This is a genomic window from Rhodococcus sp. EPR-134, assembly GCF_001647205.1.
GTDB classification, from domain to species: Bacteria; Actinomycetota; Actinomycetes; order Mycobacteriales; family Mycobacteriaceae; genus Rhodococcus_F; species Rhodococcus_F qingshengii.
Genome location: NZ_LVCT01000238.1, coordinates 1 through 2,650 on the forward strand (window position 1 = coordinate 1; position 2,650 = coordinate 2,650).

The window sequence follows — 2,650 nt, forward strand, 5'->3', positions numbered from 1 at the left end:
GTGCGAACCTCGACTGGGCTCGTGCCGCCCTTCGGCTGTGTACAGACGTCGGCAAGGCATTGGTGGACGATCCGTCGGCGTTCTAGTGTGTGCGTTCCGATGTGGAGTCGTGTGGTGTGTCGGTGTGAACCGATAATCTTCTAGCTGTGACTGAAACCGCGGATGCAATGCAGCCAGCGCCCAACGAGGCGCGCGAGCAGTGGACGGAGCTGGCCGAAGAGGTACGCCAGCATCAGTTCCGCTACTACGTTCGTGATGCGCCCGTCATTTCGGACGGTGCATTCGACACATTGCTCGGGCAGCTCAATGCTCTCGAAGAGCAGTACCCGGATCTGCGAACTCCCGACTCTCCGACGCAACTCGTCGGTGGCGGATTCGCGACGGACTTCACGTCCGTCGACCACCTCGAGCGGATGCTCAGCCTCGACAACGTCTTCGACGAGTCGGAGCTCCGAGCATGGATCGCCAAGGTAGAGCAGGAAACCGGGCCGGAACTGCACTATCTCTGTGAAGTGAAAATCGATGGTGTCGCCCTCAATCTCGTCTACGAGAACGGCAAACTCGTTCGTGCCGCAACGCGCGGTGACGGTCGTACGGGCGAGCTGGTCACGCTCAACGCTCTGACGATCAACGACATCCCGGAGCGCCTTACCGCCACGGACGAGTACCCGATTCCGAGCCTGCTCGAGGTGCGTGGCGAGGTGTTCTTCCGCCTCGAGGACTTCGCAGCACTCAATGCCTCCCTGGTGGAGGAGGGGAAGGCGCCGTTCGCCAATCCGCGCAACTCCGCGGCGGGCTCCCTGCGTCAGAAGAATCCTGCCGTCACCGCGCGTCGCCGCCTCGGAATGATCTGCCACGGGTTCGGGCGCATGGAAGGTTTCGAGCCGGCCTCGCAGTACGACGCCTACGTGGCCCTCGCCGCCTGGGGTCTGCCGGTGTCCACGCACACCTCACGGGTGGTCGGCGCCGACGCCGTGGTCGAGAAGATGAAGTACTGGGGAGAACACCGCCACGACGTCGAGCACGAGATCGACGGATTGGTGGTCAAGGTAGACGAGATGTCGTTACATCGACGTCTGGGCACCACGTCGCGCGCACCACGGTGGGCTATCGCGTACAAGTACCCGCCGGAAGAGGTCACGACCAAGCTCCTCGACATCCGGGTCAGTGTCGGACGTACGGGTCGTGTGACGCCGTTCGCCTACATGGAACCCGTCACGGTGGCGGGTTCCACTGTGTCCTTGGCCACGCTGCACAACGGATCCGAGGTCAAGCGCAAGGGTGTGCTGATCGGCGACACCGTGGTGTTGCGTAAGGCCGGAGACGTTATCCCCGAGGTCCTCGGTCCCGTGGCAGACGTTCGTGACGGTACCGAGCGCGAGTTCGTCATGCCGACGCATTGTCCCGAGTGCGGCACGTTGTTGGCACCCGCGAAAGAGGGCGACGTCGACGTGCGATGCCCCAATCAGCAGTACTGCCCGGCGCAGTTGCGCGAGCGCGTGTTCCACGTCTCGGGGCGCGGTGCATTCGACATCGAGGTGCTCGGTTACGAGGCCGCGACCGGGCTGTTGGAGGCGAAGGTCATCGGCGACGAGGGCGATCTCTTCTCACTCGACGCCGAGAAACTGATCGAAGTTCCGATCTTCCGCACCAATGCGGGATCCCTGTCCGCCAACGGAAAACGCTTGCTGGCCAACCTGGATTCGGCCAAGGACAAGCCGCTGTGGAGAGTGCTTGTGGCACTGTCGATTCGGCACGTCGGCCCCACTGCCGCGAGGGCGTTGGCCGGCGAATTCGGCTCGCTGCAACGCATTCGGGAAGCCTCGGTCGACGAGTTGGCTGCAGTCGACGGCGTCGGATCGACTATCGCCGCCGCCGTCGTGGAGTGGTTCTCCGTCGACTGGCACCAGCAGATCGTCGATAAGTGGGCGTCGGCCGGAGTACGCATGGAGGACGAACGCGACGATTCGATTCCGCGCAATCTCGAGGGCCTCTCGATCGTCGTCACCGGTTCGCTCGAGACCTACTCACGTGATCAGGCGAAGGAAGCGATTCTGGTGCGCGGCGGCAAGGCGGCAGGGTCGGTCTCGAAGAAGACTGCGTTTGTCGTCGTCGGTGAAGCACCCGGTTCCAAGCACGACAAGGCGGTCGAATTGGGTGTGCCGGTGCTCGACGAAGACGGCTTTCGGCGGTTGCTCGAAGATGGCCCGGATGCGGTCGCTCCCACCGATTTGGACGAACCAGAGTGACTTTGTCCGATTTCTGAGATTGGTGTGCTGGGTGCGATAGTGACGCCATGATCGAGATTCGTGAAGTTCTACCGGCTGAGTTCGAGACCGTCGGGGAGCTGACTGTGCAATCGTACGTGGGTGGCGGATTTGTCGCCGGCGGATCGCCGTACGCGGAGCGCCTGCGAGACACCGCAACTCGGGTGGAGCAGGGCCGGGTGCTGGTTGCGGTTCTCGGTGACGAAGTCGTGGGCTCGTTGACGATCGCAGAACCCGGCACGCCCTTCGCGGATGTTGCGCAGAAGGGCGAACTCGAGTTCCGCATGCTCGCAGTCTCGCCGCAAGCTCGGGGATCGGGCGCCGGAACCGCATTGGTTCGCGCAGTGATCGCCGAAGCCTACGACCGCGGCGATCACTCGGTG

2 protein-coding genes are annotated in these 2,650 nt (G+C 63.3%); both read left to right on the forward strand.

The window, feature by feature from the left end:
* Nucleotides 1-167: 167 nt before the first annotated feature.
* A complete protein-coding gene (gene ligA, locus A2J01_RS10400; RefSeq protein WP_007729389.1) occupies nucleotides 168-2,249 on the forward strand; it encodes an NAD-dependent DNA ligase LigA in 2,082 nt (693 codons plus the stop codon).
* A gap of 47 nt (nucleotides 2,250-2,296) precedes the next feature.
* Nucleotides 2,297-2,650: GNAT family N-acetyltransferase (locus tag A2J01_RS10405; RefSeq protein ID WP_064112656.1), on the forward strand; the 354-nt coding region annotated here is incomplete at its 3' end.